The organism is Deltaproteobacteria bacterium PRO3, assembly GCA_030263375.1.
In the GTDB taxonomy this organism is placed as follows: Bacteria; UBA10199; UBA10199; order DSSB01; family DSSB01; genus DSSB01.
On the sequence record SZOV01000018.1, the window covers coordinates 23,667 to 40,356 of the forward strand.

Annotated in this window: 13 protein-coding genes; 7 read left to right on the forward strand and 6 right to left on the reverse strand. The window is 64.2% G+C overall.

Annotated features, from left to right (window positions below):
- Positions 1-2: 2 nt before the first annotated feature.
- Positions 3-449 (forward strand): polyketide cyclase, encoded by a 447-nt coding sequence (locus FBR05_04910; GenBank protein ID MDL1871526.1) that lies wholly within the window; start codon positions 3-5, stop codon positions 447-449.
- A 285-nt stretch (positions 450-734) separates the two neighbouring features.
- Here FBR05_04910 and FBR05_04915 read toward each other — a convergent pair whose 3' ends face one another.
- Entirely contained in the window at positions 735-3,920 is a 3,186-nt protein-coding gene (locus FBR05_04915; protein ID MDL1871527.1) for a vitamin B12-dependent ribonucleotide reductase, read from the reverse strand.
- 316 nt (positions 3,921-4,236) lie between these two features.
- Between FBR05_04915 and FBR05_04920 the strand changes: the two genes are divergently transcribed.
- A complete protein-coding gene (locus FBR05_04920) occupies positions 4,237-5,037 on the forward strand; it encodes a prolipoprotein diacylglyceryl transferase (protein ID MDL1871528.1) in 801 nt (266 codons plus the stop codon).
- A gap of 15 nt (positions 5,038-5,052) precedes the next feature.
- The gene (locus tag FBR05_04925; protein MDL1871529.1) at positions 5,053-5,490 is read left to right on the forward strand and encodes a hypothetical protein; all 438 of its coding nucleotides are present in this window, start codon (positions 5,053-5,055) and stop codon (positions 5,488-5,490) included.
- Between the two features lie 20 nt (positions 5,491-5,510).
- On the opposite strand, the gene FBR05_04930 is transcribed toward FBR05_04925, so the two are convergent.
- The 4 genes from FBR05_04930 to FBR05_04945 all read right to left on the reverse strand — a co-directional run bounded on the left by FBR05_04930 (position 5,511) and on the right by FBR05_04945 (position 11,261).
- Positions 5,511-5,981, reverse strand: coding sequence for a DUF3592 domain-containing protein (locus tag FBR05_04930; protein MDL1871530.1), 471 nt, complete (start codon positions 5,979-5,981; stop codon positions 5,511-5,513).
- Positions 5,982-6,095: 114 nt separating this feature from the next.
- Entirely contained in the window at positions 6,096-7,892 is a 1,797-nt protein-coding gene (locus FBR05_04935; protein ID MDL1871531.1) for a hypothetical protein, read from the reverse strand.
- A 259-nt stretch (positions 7,893-8,151) separates the two neighbouring features.
- On the reverse strand, positions 8,152-10,260 hold the full coding sequence (locus tag FBR05_04940) for a DUF4215 domain-containing protein (GenBank protein MDL1871532.1): 2,109 nt from the start codon (positions 10,258-10,260) through the stop codon (positions 8,152-8,154).
- Between the two features lie 212 nt (positions 10,261-10,472).
- Positions 10,473-11,261: a hypothetical protein gene (locus FBR05_04945; GenBank protein MDL1871533.1), complete on the reverse strand. Its 789-nt coding sequence runs from the start codon at positions 11,259-11,261 to the stop codon at positions 10,473-10,475.
- On the opposite strand from FBR05_04945, the gene FBR05_04950 reads away from it, so the two are divergent.
- Positions 10,984-11,859: a TetR/AcrR family transcriptional regulator gene (locus FBR05_04950; GenBank protein MDL1871534.1), complete on the forward strand. Its 876-nt coding sequence runs from the start codon at positions 10,984-10,986 to the stop codon at positions 11,857-11,859. The genes FBR05_04945 and FBR05_04950 overlap by 278 nt on opposite strands.
- 21 nt (positions 11,860-11,880) lie before the next feature.
- Here FBR05_04950 and FBR05_04955 read toward each other — a convergent pair whose 3' ends face one another.
- Complete coding sequence (locus FBR05_04955) at positions 11,881-13,563, reverse strand: 1-acyl-sn-glycerol-3-phosphate acyltransferase (protein ID MDL1871535.1); 1,683 nt, start codon at positions 13,561-13,563, stop codon at positions 11,881-11,883.
- 331 nt (positions 13,564-13,894) lie between these two features.
- On the opposite strand from FBR05_04955, the gene FBR05_04960 reads away from it, so the two are divergent.
- From FBR05_04960 to FBR05_04970, 3 genes are all read left to right on the forward strand, one after another.
- On the forward strand, positions 13,895-15,613 hold the full coding sequence (locus FBR05_04960; protein MDL1871536.1) for a hypothetical protein: 1,719 nt from the start codon (positions 13,895-13,897) through the stop codon (positions 15,611-15,613).
- 261 nt (positions 15,614-15,874) lie between these two features.
- On the forward strand, positions 15,875-16,255 hold the full coding sequence (locus FBR05_04965; GenBank protein MDL1871537.1) for an FHA domain-containing protein: 381 nt from the start codon (positions 15,875-15,877) through the stop codon (positions 16,253-16,255).
- A gap of 48 nt (positions 16,256-16,303) precedes the next feature.
- The coding region (locus FBR05_04970; GenBank protein MDL1871538.1) for a response regulator at positions 16,304-16,690 on the forward strand (387 nt) is incomplete at its 3' end.

Genomic DNA, 16,690 nt, shown 5'->3' on the forward strand with positions numbered 1-16,690 from the left:
TCATGCCGAATACGATCCGTTTGCACCGCGTCTTTCGAGCCCCGCCCGAGCGCGTCTACCGCGCCTTCCTGGACCCCGCCGCCCTGGCTAAGTGGCTGCCGCCCAACGGCTTCACTGCCCAGGTCCATCGCCTCGACGCCAAGGTTGGCGGCAGCTACCAGATGTCGTTCACGAATTTCTCTAACGGACAGAGCCACTCCTTCGGCGGCGAGTACCTCGAGCTGGTGCCCAACGAGCGTCTGCGCTACACGGACCGATTCGACGACCCGAATCTGCCCGGCCTGATGGAGACGATCGTCACCTTGAAACCGGTGTCCTGCGGGACGGAGCTGCAGGTCGTGCAAGAGGGCGTGCCGGACATCATCCCGGCCGAGGCTTGTTACGTCGGGTGGCAGGAGTGCCTGGTGCTGTTGGGGAAATTGGTCGAGGCGGAGATTAAAGAACCGTAAAAAACCCCGCGCACTTCAGGGTGGGCGGGGTTTAATATAAACTCATTTATCGGATTATTATTCAGAATGATTTTATTTTAATAGTATTACTTAAGTCCGCGCTTTTTTCTATTACACCTATGTATTTTCGATCCTGGCTAAACACAGCAGGGGCTGGATGAAAAATTAGGTTTGGTTCTTTATCGGAGTATTCTTGTTCCAGCGCAGGTCCAGGAGGATGGCCTGGTTTATATATATAATCTCCATCCCGAATCCATTCATATATTGTCATAATTATTTCTCCTTTTACGAGCACCCCATCGAATTCCCGCAATTCAGGCACTTGTAACAGGCCCCGTTGCGCACCGTGATGTGGCCGCATTGGTCGCAGAAGGGGGCGTCGCCCATCATCGTGGAGAGGTGGTCGCTTAAGGTGTTTTCTGCCTTGCCCTCGACGGGCTCGGCGCGCTCGCCCTGGATCACCGCCAGCTGCGGCGGCGAGGAGGGCTTGGCGGTCGGCTCGGCGACCTTCTCGATCTGCGCCTTGGCGCTGGCCAGGTCCAGGAGCTGCTGGTCATTGGGCTTCACCTGCACCAGGTCGGTGCGGCCCATGTACTCCAGCCCCAAGAGGCGGAAGATGAAGTCGATGATCGAGGTCGCGAACTTGATGTTCGGGTGGTCGACCGGCCCCTGCGGCTCGAAGCGGGTGAAGGTGAAAACGTCGACGAACTCTTTGAGCGGCACGCCGTACTGCAGGCCCAGGGAGACCGCGATCGCGAAGCAGTTCATCATGCTGCGGAAGGCGGCGCCCTCCTTGTGCATGTCGATGAAGATCTCGCCCAGGGTGCCGTCTTCGTACTCGCCGGTGCGCAGGTAGACCTTGTTGCCGCCGACGCGCGCCTCCTGCGTGAAGCCGCGGCGCTTGCGGGGCATGCGGCGGCGTTGCAGGGCGGGCGCGGCCGCGACCGCCGAGGTCTCTTCCCTCGCTTCTTCCTTCTTGTCGCTCTTGGTGGAGAGCGGCTGGCTCAGCTTGCAGCCGTCGCGGTACAGGGCCACCGCCTTGAGGCCCAGCTTCCAGCCCTCCATGTAGATCTCCTCGATGTCCTCGACGCTCGCCTCTTCCGGCAGGTTGACCGTCTTGCTGATGGCGCCCGAGAGGAAGGGCTGGGTGGCCGCCATCATCCGGACGTGGCTCATCGGGGCCAGGAAGCGCTTGCCGTATGGACCGCACTTGTTGGCGCAGTCGAAGATCGGCAGGTGGTCGGGGTTTAAGTGCGGCGCGCCCTCGATGGTCATGCGGCCGCAGATCACGTCGTTGGCCTCGGTGACCTGCGCGGCGCTGAAGCCCAAGGCCGAGAGCAGGTTGAAGGAGGGATCCTTGTATTTTTCCTTCTTGAAGCCCAGGCGCAGCAGGGTCTCGTCGCCGATGTTCCAGGCGCTGAAGGCCTGGGAGATGTCGAAGACCCCTTCCAGCGTGCCCTCGATCTTCTCGATTTCGCTCTCGGTGAAGCCCTTGGCGTGCAGGCTGTCGCGGTTGACGTGCGGCGCGCCGTGCAGGCTGGAGGTGCCGCGCACGTAGGTGACGATGTCGGCGATCTCGCGGGCCGAGTAGCCCAGTTTCTTGAGCGCGGCGGGCACCGACTGGTTGATGATCTTGAAGTAGCCGCCGCCGGCCAGCTTCTTGAACTTCACCAGGGCGAAGTCGGGCTCGATGCCGGTGGTGTCGCAGTCCATCAAGAGGCCGATGGTGCCGGTGGGCGCCAGGACCGTCGCCTGGGCGTTGCGGTAGCCATGCTGCTCGCCCAGCTTGAGGGCGTCGTCCCAGTCTTCTTGGGCGGCTTTCAGCAGCTCGGCGGGGCAGGCGGCGCCGTCGATCTTGTAGGCGGCGTCCCGGTGCATGCCGATGACTTCCAGCATGGGCTCGCGGTTCATCTCGAAGCCGGGGAAGGGCGCCTTGGCGGCCGCGATCTCGGCGGAGGTTGCGTAGCCATGGCCGCAGAGGATGGCGGTGAGCGCCGCGGCGGTCTGCCGGCCCTCTTCGGAATCGTAGGGGATGCCCTGGATCATCAGGGCGGAGCCCAGGTTGGCGTAGCCCAGGCCCAGCGGGCGGAAGTCGTGGCTGTTCTGCGCGATACGCTCGGTCGGGTAGGAGCTGAAGTCGACCAGGATCTCCTGCGCCAGGATCAGGGTGCGGATCGCGTGGCGGTAGCCCTCGACGTCCCAGCTGCCGTCCTCGTTCAAGTACTTGGTCAGGTTGATCGAGGAGAGGTTGCAGGCCGTGTCGTCCAAGAACATGTACTCGGAGCAGGGATTGCTGGCGTTGATGCGGCCGGTGTTCTTGCAGGTGTGCCACTTGTTGATCGTGCTGTCGTACTGCACGCCGGGATCGGCGCAGGCCCAGGCGGCGAAGGCGATCTGCTTGAAGAGGTCGCGGGCCTGCAGCGTGTCGACCACCGCGCCGGTGGTGCGCATGTAGGTCTTCCACTCCTTGTCCTCGGTCACGGCGTTCATGAACTCGTCGGTGACGCGCACCGAGTTGTTGGAATTTTGCCCGCCGACCGTGCGGTAGGCGTCGCCGTTGAAGTCGCTGGAGTAGCCGGCGGCGATCAGGGCCGCCACCTTGCGCTCTTCCCGGACCTTCCAGTTGATGAAGTCGACGATCTCGGGGTGGTCCATGTCGAGGCAGACCATCTTGGCCGCGCGCCGCGTGGTGCCGCCGCTCTTGGTGGCGCCGGCGCCGCGGTCCAGCACCTCGAGGAAGCTCATCAGGCCCGAGGAGGTGCCGCCGCCGCTGAGCTTCTCTTGGTGGCCGCGGATCTTGGAGAAGTTGGAGCCCGTGCCCGAGCCGTACTTGAAGAGGCGCGCCTCGTTTTTGGCCAGGTCGAAGATGCTCATCAGGTCGTCGTCGACCGCCTGGATGAAGCAGGCCGAGCACTGCGGATGCTCGTAGGAGTTGACGGTGGTGCCGATGCTGCCGTCCTTCGGGTTCCAGAAGTAGTTACCGCCCGAGCCCTCGATGCCGTATTCTTGGTAGAGGCCGCAGTTGAACCATACCGGCGAGTTGAAGGCCCCGCGCTGGGTGATGAGGAGGTATTTCAGCTCGTCCTCGAAGGCCTGCGCGTCCTCCGGGCTCGCGAAGTAGCCGCCCAGGTTTTCGCCCGCGACGCGGATGCTGTGGGCGATGCGGTGCACGACCTGCTTGGCCGAGGTCTCGCGGCCGGTCTTGGGCACGCCCGCCTTGCGGAAGTACTTCGAGACGATGATGTCGGTGGCCAGCTGGCTCCAGCCCTTGGGGATCTCCGCGTTGTCCATCTTGAAGACCACCGAGCCGTCGGGATTGGTGATGACCGAAGTGCGGTACTCGTAGGAGAGGGACTCCAGCGGGTCTTTGCCGGCCTCGGTGTAGCGGCGGTTGATCTTCAGTCCCTTGCCCTTGCCGGTAGTAGCGGCGCGGCGATTGGAGCGGACGGACGGTAGGGCCTTCACGGTCATGGGGATCCTCCTCGAGATGATGAAGTGACGCGGGGCGGCAAGACGCCATAAACCCCTAAAACTCAACAATTTTTAGTTTTTTGATTATAGAACCTGGGAAGAAAAACCACAATATCTTGTATCTTTTCCGTCTTGTCATAACTAGATGCTGTGGTCAACGGAAAATCTCTCGGCGCCGGCAAAAAGTTGGGAAAATGAAGCCAGACGCGGCTTTCGCGAAGGGGATTTTCTTGAGCACCGGCCAGATTGTTTGCTTTGCCGAAGCGTTCCCGAACGTTAAGAATAGCCGGAGGAGTTTTGCATGCCGCCAGCGGCCTTGGCCTTTCCGCAAATCGACCCCTTTCTGTTCCGCGTCGGACCCGTGGGCTTAAGCTGGTACGCCTTCATGTACCTGCTCGGCTTCACCTGCGCATATTTCCTGCTGCGCTATCGCTACCGCCGGGGCCTGTTCCACCTGCCGCAGGCGGGCGACGTCTCGTTGCTGGTCACTTATTGCTTCTACGGCCTCATCCTCGGGGCGCGCGTGGGCTACGTCGTCTTCTACAACCCGCAATTCTACCTCGAGCACCCTTGGGAGATCCCGGCGATCTGGCACGGCGGGATGAGTTTCCACGGCGGCCTGGCCGGGACGATCTTGGCGATGTACCTCTTCGCGCGGCGGGTGCAGCTGCCCTTCTATCACGTCGCCGACAACGTCGGGCTCTGCGCGCCGATCGGCTTGGGCTTCGGGCGCATCGGCAACTTCATCAACGGCGAGCTCTACGGCCGCGTCAGCGACGCGCCTTGGGCGATGGTGTTTCCGAGCGGGGGGCCGAGGCCGCGGCACCCCTCGCAGCTCTACGAGGCCTTCCTCGAGGGGCCGATCTTATGGCTGATCCTCTACGCGACCTCGCGCCTGCAAAAGAAGGACGGCTACGTCTCCTGCATGCTGCTGGTCGGCTACGGGGTCCTGCGCTTCATCGTCGAGTTCTTCCGCGAGCCCGATCCCCAGCTGGGGACGATCCTGGGCCCCCTCTCGATGGGGCAGCTGCTCTGCCTGGCGATGATCCTGGCCGGTTTTGTCTTGATGGTCCTGCTGCCCGCGCCGCGGCCGGGAGTCCCGAACGCGGCGCGGTAACAAACGGAGGTCCCAATGAAGCTGAAAATTTCTCGCTGCCTGCTCTTGTTCGGTTTCTGGCTCGTGCCCCCACCGGGCCTCGCCGAGGAAGCCCTCCGCGCATTTTGGACCTTGGATTACGGCGACGGCAGCGCCAACCAATACCATTTCGAGCAGAGGTCGAAGGATGCGGCCGTGAGCTTCCGCTACGTCCCCGTCCGCCCCGAAGAGAGCTCCACCGGGATGTACAGCGGCGGCGAGCCCCGGCAGGGACGGCTGACGGCCAGGCAGGCCCGCGAGCTCAAGCAGCGCTTGGCCGAGCTGGAATCCGACGCCGAGCTGCGCGTCGAGGAACGCGGCAAGGGCACGGGGGCCTTCACCGTCCAAACGCCCGAGGGGACGCGGAGCTTTCTGATTCGGATGGGTCCCGAGATCCGCCGTTTCGACGAGTTTTTGAAAAAGCTGGGGTCTTAAGCCGGGCGGGCGCCCGGCGCTCAGCCGGCGGGCGGGCGATCCAAAAGCTTGACCGCGAGGTAGAGCAAGGCGGTGACCGTGACCGCCGCCCCCACGGCCAGCCCCCATATCGCCGAGCTCAAGGGAAGCGCCAGCAGGCAGGCGTCCTGCGGGTGGGCGGGGTTGTAGCGAACCGCCGGCGGATCCGGCAATCGATCCAGGAGGGCCTGACGGTTTTTCCGGCTGCTCGTGACCCAGCCCACGCGATAGAGGCGGTCGCAAACGTAATCGCGCCCTTCCACTTGGTAGCGGTATTTCACCAGGGCCTCGTATTGAAAGGCCGGCGCCGCGGTGCGTCCCGCGCGGCCGTCCGGGGAGCGCTCCACCTTACGTTCTAAAAATTCCCCCGTCGTCGTCGGCCAGCCGCGCACGGTCCCGCGCTGCCAAAGGACGTAGGCGCTGTAGATTAGGGCGGCGATGCCGAAGGCCAGGTAGAGCAGGGCGTAGAGCACGCGATGTCGATATCACGAAGCGCCCCGGATCGCCACGACGGCCTCCGAGTTTCGGTCTCGGGCGAAAGGCGAGGGCCTTCGGCCTTGGCTGATTTTTTTGCGGGAAAAGCTCGATCAGGGTTTTTTGGTCGGGGGCTCGGGGCAAGGGTAGCTTTCCGAATCGGTGAAACAAAGCGCACCCTCCGCGTCGTAGCGCAGCGGGATGCCCTGGCGCTCGAAGGTGCGGTTGGCGCCCTCCCACTCCTCCAGCTTCCGCTTCTGCAGGACCCAACGCCGGATGTTGAGCCCTAGCTTGCCGTTGGAGGCCGCCTCGGCGAGCACGGCATAGGCCGCCTCGCGCTTGTCGCCTTGCAGGGAGGGATCGAGGCGGGTGAGGAAGACGTCGAGGTCGAGGGCCGGGTCGACGCCGGGCAGCGTGTTGGGCAGCTTGGCCGCGCCGTCGCCGCGTTTTTGATATTCTCGGTAGAGATTGCGCGCCCCGTAGGTCTCGGCCACGACCTGCCGGGACTCGCGGGCCTTGGGGAAGAGCTTCAGCGCGTATTGCGGCATTCCGCGCTGGGTCATGTCGTGGACGTTGAAATAATGCAGCGGGGTCTTGACCAGCGCCAAATCGCCCAGGCCGATGGTGCTTACCTTGAGGCTTGTCTTCGTGGTCCACCACAGGCCGCGCCCGAAGGCCTGGCCGCCGCGCAGGGCCTGTCTCGCGAATCCGAGCTTGGGCTTGGCGAGGGCGGCGGTCGCCTCGAGGGTCTCCGCGGCCTTCGTCGCCTCGACACCTTCCGCCGCGGCGAGGACCGGTTTCGGACCCGGACGGCCCCAGAAGAGCTTTCGGTTGGCGAGCAGCAGCGCGAAGCTGTTCTGCAGGGTGGAGGAGGTCAGCTCGCCGCCGAACTCGCGCCACGAGCCGGGCATGATTTTTCCGTCGAAGCCGGTGAGGCCCTTCAAGACCTTCGTCGATCCCCAATGCATGACGCCGCCGGCCAAGAGCGTCATCGGGACGCGCGCGATGCCGCGGCGCTTGGCCAGCCAGGCCACGGTGGAGAGGCGCCGGGTCAGGGCGACGCTGGGCGCGAGGGCGAGCAGGTCGATGGCGATCGAGCTCCCGCCGTGGTCGAACATGTCGCTGATGACGTATTCGGTCGAGAGGCGCTTGCCCTCGAGGTAGGCGCTCAATTGCTTCGCGCGTGGTTCGGTGTTCGGATACTCGGCGGCGATCTGCGCCAGGGCCCAGGAGGTCCCGAAATGCTTGCGGTCGCGGTGGATCTCGGCCAGGCGCAGGAGCTGGTCGGCCAACAGGCCGGGGTCGGTTTCTTGGAAGGCGGCGGCCAGCTCGGCGAGCGGGGTCCTCTGGGTTTGGGCGAAGCAGTCCCAGACCTTCCGCACCTCGGGGTCGAAGCCCGCCTTCGCGGCGGCGACGGCCTTGTCGAGGTCGGTCCCGCCGTCGAGGATCAGGCGGGATTCGATCGCCTCGATGGCCTGGGTCAATTTGGCGCTTTGCGACTCCGAAAAAGAGCAGGGCCCGGCCGCGTCCTTCCCCAAGGCCTTGAGGACGAAGGCCAGCTGGCGCGCGTGGAAGACGGCCTCATGGTTTTTAATCTGGCCCAGGACTTCGCCGGCGAGATGGTTGTCGGCGATGGGCTTAAGCTCGAGCTTGGCGGTGTCGAGGTGGCGGTCTTGGTAGAGACGCAGCCCGCGGGTCAGCTTCAGGCGTCTTTCATCGACCCCCATCAGTCGCAGGGGATCGTTCGGGTTTTGTTGGTATTTCACCTCGGTCGGCGGCGGGGCCCCGGGACTCGAGGGCGGCAGGGGCGGCTTCGGCTCCGCGGGCTTCGCGGGCGGGACGCCGGGCTGGAGATGTTGGGCGGGTCGAGTTGCGGACGAGGCATCCCCGACCCCTGGTGGTGCCCCCATGGGTGAAAATCCTTATCAAGGTGAATTTAAGGGAGAATTTCTCCGCTCCCCAGGCAGCCCCCGACGCCCTTCGGCCTCGAGGTCCCCCTAATTCTGGAATCGGCAAGGATCCCGCTTTGTTGCGGGTCATCGCATGACGTGCGGCGTCGTAATAGAGACCAGGGGCGCCGGGCGTCAAGCGGTCAATATTTCCCGGGAAAAAATAAAAAGCCCCCCGGCCGGCTCGGCCGAGGGGCCAGGAATAGGCTCCCCCTATTTCCTAGGCTCGCTTGCGGCGCCAGGCCGTCAGGCCCGCCGCTGCGAAGAGGAATCCCAGGCCGCTGGCCGGGGGAAAACTCGAAGTCCCGGTGCCGAGCGAACAACCGCCCCCGTCGGGGTTGAGCGGGGAATTGGTGCTGGTCCCGCCGCCCTGCAAGACCGGCAGCGGGAAGCACTGCGAGGAGCACTCGTCGTCGTCCTCCAGGTTGCCGTCGTCGCACTGCTCGCCGGCCTCGACGATGCCGTTGCCGCAGACGGCGGCGGGCGGATTGGTCGAAGGATTTCCTCCGGGCCCCTCGACTTGGCAGGAGGCGTTGCAGCCGTCGCCGTTGCTCAGGTTGCCGTCGTCGCAACCCTCGACGCCGCTGCGCAGGAAGCCGTCCCCGCAGGCCGCGTTTTGGCAGGTCCCCGCGTTGCCGCTGGGGCAGGCGTCGCTGGTGTTGCTGTTGCCGTCGTCGCAGGCCTCGCCGGGGTCCAGGTTGCCGTCGCCGCAGCTGTCGAAGCGGGTGCAATTGTTGACGCAGGCCGCGCCGCTGATCGCGGTGTCGCAGAGCTCGACGCCCTGGCGGACGAAGCCGTCGCCGCAGAAGGCGAGCTGGCAGCTGCCGGAGGGCCCGCTGGGGCAGGCGTCGTTGGTGGCGTTGTTGCCGTCGTCGCAGCCCTCGACGCCCTGGCGGATAAAGCCGTCGCCGCAGAAGGAAGGCCGGCAGGTCCCGGCGGGGCCGCTGGGGCAGGCGTCGGTCAGGTCGTTGTTGCCGTCGTCGCATTGCTCGGTGCCGCCCTGCTGGTTCCAGAGGAAGCCGTCGCCGCAGCGGGCGGGCTGGCAGTCGCAGCAGGCGTCGTTCTGGTTGGCGTTGCCGTCGTCGCAGACCTCGGTGCCGCCGTCGGTGTTCCAGACGATGCCGTCGCCGCAGGTCGCGTCTTGGCAGGTGCCCGAAGGCCCGCTGGGACAACTGTCGTTGAGGACGGCGTTGCCGTCGTCGCACTCTTCGGTGCCGCCCTCCTGGTTCCACTCGAAGCCGTCGCCGCAGGTGGCGGGCTCGCAGTTGCCGGTGGGGCCGCTGGGGCAGGCGTCGTTGATATTGGTGTCCCCGTCGTCGCAATTTTCGCCGAAGTTGGTGAGGCCGTTGCCGCAGAAGGCGATGTTGTCTTCGTAGAAGGCCTCGCAGCCCTGCGCGGCCTGCGTGCAGTCGGCGAGGCCCTCGTCCGAATCGTTCCCCTGGCCCAAGGTGTAGCAGAAGACCGCCCCGCGTCCCTCGCCGGGCGGGATGCTGCCCAGATTGGCGGCGATGGTGACGGCGAAGTCTTGATTGGGAATGCCCCCGGTCAGATCGCCGACCTCCCCGAGGACGCCGTTGAAGAAGGCGACGCGCTCGGCGTCGGCGTCTTCGAGGATCTGGCAGGAACCGAAGGCGCCGCTGCAGCTCTCCAGGCGGTATTGGGCCAGGGCGCCGCGCACCAGACCGACGCCGACGGTGGTGTTGGTGGGATCGAGCGGCGGGGCCTCCTGCTGGAAGACCATCGGGATGCCCGTGCTGTCGTCGTAGCCCACCCGCGCGTCGGCCGACTTGAGGTCGACGTCGAAGTCGTTGGAGAGCCCGATGCGCGCCGTGACCGCGCCGCTGCTGTTGTTGACCACCCGGTATTCCACGATCACGAAGCGGTCGCCGGGCGCGTCGGAGGTGTAGGTCACCTGCTGGACGGTCAGGCCCGTTTCTCCGCCCACGAAGGAGACGGGGGTCAGGGGGGAGTCGTCCGCCAGGCCGATCTCGCCGGCGGCGCCGCTGAGCGGCAGGGCCGAGAGCTCGAAGAGCTGGATCCCGCTCCCGCCGCCGAAGTCCTGCTCGGCGTAGCCGTTGTCGACCCGCTGGGCGATGCCGTCGTTGGCGTAGACGAAGAGCGTGCCGATCGCGGACTGATCGACGTCGCCCAAATTGAGGTAATAGGAGAGGTCGTTGCCGCCGTTATTGACGGAGCCTCCCGCGTCGTCGGTGTAGAAGCTGTTGGTGGGGTCTCCGGCGAAGGTATGCCGGATGTCTCCGGCGCGGGCGACCGGCGCAGCGGCGCCGGCCATGGCCAGGCAGGACAAGGCGATCCAAGTGCGTTTCATGCGAATGCTCCTCTTAAGCGGACGTCGTTCAGGTAAAAAGCCCCCGAGCAAAGCCCTTCGCACTGGATTAGGATGCGTGGATGGAAGACTGGGAAGGATTCCTTTGTAGCAATGACCGTTCGGATTTGTAAAGGAAAAGCGCTGGTTTCGCGCCGAAAAAAACGGGGGCGGGTGAAGGTGTCACCCGCCCCCTTGGGTGTTGGTGGTAAAACTTAGGCCTTGGGACGATAGATGGTACCGAAGACGTAGTCCCAGATCGGCGTCGTCACCCCGAAGGTCCCGTTGGGATCCTTGTAATGATGCAGGAGGTGGTAGCGCTTGAGATAGCGGAAGAAGGCGTTCTTCGGCTGGTACTGGTGGGCCCCGTAATGCGCCCATTCGTATAAGACGTAGCCGAGAAACACGCCGGCCACCACCAGCATGGCCAAGCTGACGCTCCAAGTGAAGGCCAGGGCCACCAAGAAGATGACGGGAGAGAATCCCAAGCTCACGAGAGGCGGCGCGATGACCAACTCCCGGACGTCCATGTCCCGGTGATGGGCCATGTGCAGCGCCGAGGCCATCGTTCGCCAGGGCTCTTTCACCTTGACCAGGTGAAAGACGAAGCGGTGCAGGAAGTACTCGATGAAGGTCCAGTAGAGCAGTCCGCCGACCAGGGCCAGGGCCACCGTCCCGGCGGACCGAGGCTGCCATTCCAGCGAGATTCCGACCAAGAGCAGGGCGATGGGCGTGAACAGCCAAGTCGGCCCGATCGGGTGGGAAAAGCGGAAAAATAACCGTTGCTTCCAGTCGAGAGCGGGCTTTAATGAAGTTTCCATAGCGAGTTTCATGGTTACCCCCTTACAAGTAACCAATCGGTTACCATTCTTGTTTGTTGCGGGCAATTTGTCAATCGGAGATTCGGCAGTGAAGAAAAATAAAAAGGGCGAAGGCAGGGCGGGCGCGGGGAAGGCGAAGGAGCCGCGCCTCAAGCGCGACCCGGTGAAGACGCGCGAGACCATCCTGGCCTGCGCGACCAAGGCCTTCGCCCGCGCCGGATTTCTCGGCACCAGCCTGAGCGAGATCCTCGAGAAGGCCAAGGTCAACAAGCGGATGATCTATCATTACTTCGGGGCCAAGGAGGGCCTGTACCGCGCGGTGCACATCCAGCAGTGGCAGGCCTTGGAGGCCTGGTTCGCGGTGCGCTTAAGCCAGAGCTCGAGGGGCGGCGCCTTCCAATTGGAGAGCGAGGCCCTGCTCGATGAGGCCCTGACCATCTTTCACGAGTTCATCGGGCACAATCAGACCTTTGTCCGGCTGATGATGTGGGACGGCTTGGAGGGAGGCGGCGTTTCGCGCAGCATCTGGAAGGACATCCGCGGACCGATCTACCACCGCATGGAGGCCTTGGTGCAGGCGGCCCAGGCCGCGGGTCTGATGACGACCGAGCTCAAGCCCGACCACCTGATCGTCACCTTCATGGGCGCGATCTCCTTCTACTTCGCCTACGCCAACAGCCTGGAGGACATCTTCCAGCGCCCGCCGCTCAGCCCCGAGATGCTGGCGGAACGTAAAGAGCAGGTGATGAAGATCTTCCACTTGGCCCTGAGGAAGACGTAGGGGCGAACACGAGGTTCGTCCCTACCGGGTCCGCAATCTTTCCGATACTTCCTGCAGCAGCGCCTTCCAGGATCCCTCGTCCGACTCCTGGCTCTGCAAGGAAATGTAGAGCCGCAAGAAACGCTCCCACAGCTCCGGCGCCAGCGAAAAAATCCGATCCAGCAGGATGAAGGGACGGCTGTCGCCCGAGGCCTCCGCCGCCCGCAGGCGCTCCAGCGCGGCCGCGACCTCGGGGCCCGCGATGCCGAGCTTTTCCAGCTCGACAGGGAGGCGCTGCAATAAATAGGCGTGCCATTCGGTGGCCTGCAGGAGCTTGCGGTCGATCTCGACCTGCAGCTGCTGGCTGAGCCGCGCGTAGAGGCACTCCGCCTCGGTCTGCGGCTCTTGGCCCTGGGGCGCCGCGGCGCCCGCGACCAAGTCGGTGGAGAGCTCCCAGACGGGCAGGATCCTGAAATGCACTTCCGCCTCCGACTGCGCCTTGAAGCTGCCCTTCGGCCCCGCGATCGCGCTGCCCATGATCCCCGTCACCAGGACGTTGAGCTTGCTCTCGCCGCGCTGCCTAAGCGCGAGCAGGGTGTCGAGGATCAGGTGCGCCGTGCCGGGCTTGAGGTGGCCCAGCGGCTGGTCCCAGGTCTTCTTGGTGAAGGTTGTATAGTAGCCCGCGTCCAACCGCTCGCCGGAGGGCGAGCGCATGAAGTAGGCGCGGGTGCCCTGCGGATAGACGGCGATCTCGACGTCGCTGTTCACGAGCTTCTCGGCGGCCTCCTGCATCGCGGCCCACCCCTTGCCCTTCTCGCGGTTGACGAAGATCATCCCGGCGTTCTCGATGACCTTCCCCAGGCCGATCCAGGAATAGATGATCGGGTTGTCGATGAAGTGGTCCTTGGCCGCGATGAAGCGCGGCCGCAAGTGCCGGCCGTCGGACTTGTGGATCGAGCCTAGCGCGAAGAAATTGAGCGCGAAATCGAGGTAGCTCTTGTGGTTGAAAAGCAGCAGCGTCTTGCCCTCGATCGGCGCGATGCGCCGCGCGCCATGGATTTGCAGGTGGCATTGGAAGATCTGCGCGACCCGCGAGCCCCAGAGCCGAGCCAGCCCGTCGAAGGCGTCGCGGCCGTACTCGGGGCCGACGCGTTTGAAGGCCATGATCGCCATCCGCGCCAGGGTGCTGGTGGCCAACGCGGACTCGACGATCGGCCAGCGGGAAAGCACCGGCGGTTTGCCGCTGCGATAATCGGTGTCGCGGAAGTCGATCTCGCGCAGCCCCGAGACCGGGAAGGTCGGCGGCCAAGGGCTCAGGCTGATGTAGAAGAGGTTGAAAAAATCCTCCGGGTGGGTGTTCGAACGGCAGCGCGCGATCTCGGCCAGCTTGAGGCGGATGCCGTCGCGGTAGCGGATGGTGATGATGGCGAGCAGGTTGTAGAAGACGATCAGCGAGGAGGCGAGCAGGGTCTCCTGGCTCAAGGGGGATTCGTAGAGCCAGAGGTAGACGACGATGCCGAGCAGCACGACCGAGAGCAGGCGGTCGCGGAAGGGCCCCAGCAGGTACTCCCAACGGCCGATCTTTAAGAGGACGGGATGGAAGGAGACGGGGAAGAATTTTTTTTTCGGGGCCAGGACGGCGCGCAGGGGCCGGCTGAGCAGCCGCAGGAAGGGCGTCAGGAAAAAGAATAAGGAAATCAAGGCGACCCAGGATAAAAGGCCCATGCGTCCTCACATCTAACTTATTGATATATCAAAAGATTTTCTTAATAAAACGAATCGGGGCGGGGGGTCAAGCGGGTTTCGGCGGCGGGAGACGGCAAAAAAAGAAGGCGTCGCGCTGGAGCGGACGCCTTCCTCTTCTTCTATCTTTCTAAACGCGGGCTGGAAGCCCTTGAGAGTATTTTCGGTCCTTTCCCGATAACGTTTCGCGATTTCCCCGTCACGCTATCTTCACGCAACCTCCGGCAAAATTCCCCGATATTGTACACAGGTTATTACCTCTGTCGGGGAGGGGCCTGTCCCGTGCCGGGCTATTAACGATTTGGAGGCTTTCATGAATCGCATGCAGAAACTATCGATGGCGGCCCTCTTCGGCTTCGCCGTTTCCCTCGCCTTCGCGGGTTCCGCTTCGGCTGTCGTCGACAACACGACCTGCAAGGTCTTAAGCAACTCGGACAGCGTCGACGATTTCAATTCGCTGCGCCGAAAGGTCGAAGAAGGCTTCAACCGGAAGCAGGATTTTCGGATGTGCACGGACATCATCCGTTTCGAGTCCGGCGGCGAGATGACCATCGTCCTGACCAAGCCTCTGCACTTCAACAACGATCAAGATTTGGATTGCCAGGGTGACAGCCCCGCCTGCAAGGACGGCATCGCCATGTTGCTGGACGGCACCCCCAACGGCGGCAAGGTGACCATCGACACCACCGGCATGGCCGATGACAAGTGCGCGATCGAGATCACCGCGAGCCGTTTCACCGCCCGCGGCTTCACCGTCAAGACGAAGCAGAGCAATTTGGTGACGGCCAACAAGCAGGCCGACAGCGGTGTCATCTGCGACAACGGCAACAACAACGACTTCAGCGGCGTCGAGATCGAGACCGTCGGCAGCGGCTCCGAGGTCTGCGGCAACGGTAACAAGGAGGGTAACGAGGAATGCGACGACGGCAACACCGTCAGCGGCGACGGCTGCTCCTCGGCCTGCACCACCGAGCCCGATGCGGATGGCGACGGGATTCCGGACGACGTCGACAACTGCAAGAACGACGCGAACGCGGACCAGAAGGATTGCGACAACGACGGCAAGGGCGATGTCTGCGACAACGATTGGGACAACGACAACAAGCCCGACGGCGTCGACAACTGCGCCCCCGACCAAACCACCTGCCAGGACGCAGCCACCCTCGCGAACCTGTCCAACCCGGATCAATCCGACAAGGACGGCGATGAGAAGGGCGACGCCTGCGACGACGATATCGACGGCGACGGCCGGCTCAACGAATCCGACAACTGCCCCTTGGTCGCCAATCCCGACCAAGAGGACAAGGACGGCGACGGCCTGGGCGCGGCCTGCGATCCCAGCGACGAGCCGACCGACAGCGACACCGACGGCGACGGCGTGCCGGACAGCTCCGACAACTGCCCGACCGACGACAACGGTCCGACGGAAGGTCCCAACGACCAATTGGATACCGACAGCGACGGCAACGGCGACGTCTGCGACGTCGACGACGACAACGACGGCCTCTCCGACGCCGACGAGACCGTGCAGGGCCTGGACCCGCTGGATCCTGACTTTGACGACGACGGCACGATCGACGGCGTCGACAGCTGCCCGAAAAATCCGGATCCCAGCTGCGGCACGCCCGAACCGACCGACGATCCCGTCGACAACGACGTGGACGGCGACGGCGTGGCCAACACCAACGACAATTGCCCCAATGCCTCGAACGCCGGCCAAGAAGACGGCGACGGCGACGGCATCGGCGACGCCTGCGACCTCGACAACCCCGAGGCCGACAGCGACGGCGACGGCGTGAAGAACGGCGAGGACAACTGCCCCAGCGTCGGCAACAACGATCAGGTCGACACCGACGAGGACAAGCTGGGCGACGCCTGCGATCCCGCACCGCAAGAGCCCGCCGGTCCGGCGGTGACCAAGTCGGGCGGCGGCTGCTTCAACTCGGTGGCCGGCGCGACCGGTCTTTACGGCGACGCCTGGCTGCTGGCCTTGGGCGCCCTCGCCGGGATCCGCGCCCTGCGCCGCAAGTAGGCGGGCCCCTCAGCGGCATCAAGCATTCGAGGCCTCCGGGCGTTCCCCGGGGGCCTTTTTTTTGCCGCAGCGCGACAAATCGAGCTCTTGTTTTTGGCCGACGGTTTGCAGGGGACGCGAAAAAATATTTTCGCAGAAACGGGCAGCTTTCTGGCCGGGATATTCGATAGAATTAGGAGGGTAATCGGGCCGGTTTCGGGGACTATGCCTTTACAAGTCCCCGAACTTTTGGCACTAATCGAATAGCCCTGGGGTCCCTTGATGTTGGGAGAGTTGACTTCCAAAATTAAGCTGCATCAGCGTCCGATGTCCGTCAACGAGGCGCTGCGCAGCGCGCGGCTGGTTCGCAAGAACTTTGAAGTGCCGCTCGTGTTCCGCGGCGCCGGTCCCTTGCTGATCGGCCGCGACGAGCGCCTTGTCACGCTCGTGATCAACGACGCCTTCATCTCCCGCACCCACGCCGCGATCATCCAAGAGGACGAGGACTTCTACGTCCAGGACCTCAACAGCAAAAACGGCACCTTCCTCAACGGCGAGCGCCTGCCGCCCGGCCAGCGCTCCGCGCGCCCGCTCAAGCACGGCGACCGCATCATGTTCAACACGGTCGAGTTCGAGTTCATCATCCCGGAAGAGAGCGTGTGAGGCTGCCGCAGGCTGGCCTATTCCGCGCGATTCCTCTATAACCTCCGCGTGGCCCCGAAGATCCTCATCCTGGAGGACGAATCCTCCATCGCCGACAACATCCGCTATGCCCTCGAGGCGGAAGGCTTCGCGGCGCTTTGGTTCAGCACGCTGAAGGAGGGCCGCGAAGCCCTCGCGCGGGGCGGGATCGACTTGGTCGTCCTCGACGTCGGCCTGCCGGACGGCAACGGCTTCGACTTCTGCCGCGAGCTGCGTAAGACCAGCGCGGTGCCGGTGATCTTCCTGACCGCCCGCTCCGGCGAGGTCGATCGCGTCGAGTTCGTAGCGCATCGGGTTCGGGGCGGTGGAGAGTTCGACGATCGTCGCCGTCTCCATGCCGAGGTCCGGCCGGTTGAGGATGCGCTTGAGGAGGCGTTCGATGAGTGTCCGAAACGT